This window comes from Microbacterium sp. Bi128, assembly GCF_918698205.1.
Genome location: NZ_CAKKMM010001584.1, coordinates 1 through 1,113, shown reverse-complemented (window position 1 = coordinate 1,113; position 1,113 = coordinate 1). Strand labels below are relative to the sequence as shown.

Sequence of the window (1,113 nt, the reverse complement as noted above, 5' to 3'; positions counted from 1 at the left end):
GGGCCGTACGCCGCGACGTGGTGCAGGATCCGTCCGCCCGTCAGCATGCCGCTGGCCGAGATGATGATCATGGGGCCGCCGCGCAGGTTCAGCAACTTGGATTCGTCCACGGTGCGGGTGAGTTTGGCCAGTTTGTACATGTCCACGTATTCCTCCCGCTTGAGCCGGTGTTCTTCGGGGTGGCGCTGGTACATTTCGGAGGCGTCGATGGCCATGGGGCTGTTGAGGTAGACCGGGATGCGAGGAATCGCGCCCTTGCGCAGGAGACGGGACAGGTACAGCATCAGCGTTTCGGCCCGGCCGACGGCGAACGCGGCAAACATGATGACCCCTCCGCGCTTCGCGACGCGGTTGATGATCTCTCCCAGCAGCTTCTCCGGATCCTCAGTGGAGTGTTTCCGGTTGCCGTAGGTTGATTCGGTCACCAGGATGCCGGTTTCGCCGAGCGGGCGGGGCGGATACATGAACGGGTCATCGGCCCGGCCCAGGTCCCCGGTGAAGTGCACCGACTGGGAGCCAACCCGGACGTGCACCTGGGCGGCCCCCAGGATGTGTCCGGCCGGCACGAACGTCAACTCCATGCCACCGCCAAGGTCAAGGGGAACATCAAACCCGACGATTTTGAATCTGTTGAGGGACGCGACGGCGTCCGCAGCCGTGTAGAGGGGCAGGGCGGGATCATGCGCGGATGACCCCCGCTGCGAGGCATACCGGGCCTCCTCCTCCTGCAGGTGGCCGCTGTCCGGCAGGATGAGTTTGCATAGGTCTGTGGTGCCGGCCGTGGCGTACACGGGGCCGCCGAACCCGCCCCTGACCAGAGCAGGGACATATCCGGTGTGGTCCAGGTGCGCGTGGGTCAGCACCACGGCGTCGATGGACCGCGGCGGCACCGGAAAGGGCGCCCGGTTGCGCTCGCGGCTGCGCTTATAGCCCTGGAAGAGTCCGCAGTCCACCAGCACGCGCCCGCCGCCGGCGTCGATCAGGTAGCGTGAACCGGTCACGGTGTCGGTGGCACCAAGGAAGTTCAGGCTCGGCTGCTGCTGCTTCATGGCGCCCCCGTGGACCTTCTTCTTGCGTAAATTGTGCGTTAATTGCGCGCGAACCTGTGACCTG

The 1,113-nt window shown here is 65.6% G+C and carries 1 protein-coding gene; it reads right to left on the bottom strand.

Annotated elements, in window-relative coordinates:
* A partial coding sequence (locus LQV45_RS34720; RefSeq protein ID WP_230012479.1) for an MBL fold metallo-hydrolase occupies nucleotides 1-1,049 on the bottom strand: 1,049 nt, incomplete at its 3' end.
* Nucleotides 1,050-1,113 lie beyond the last annotated feature (64 nt).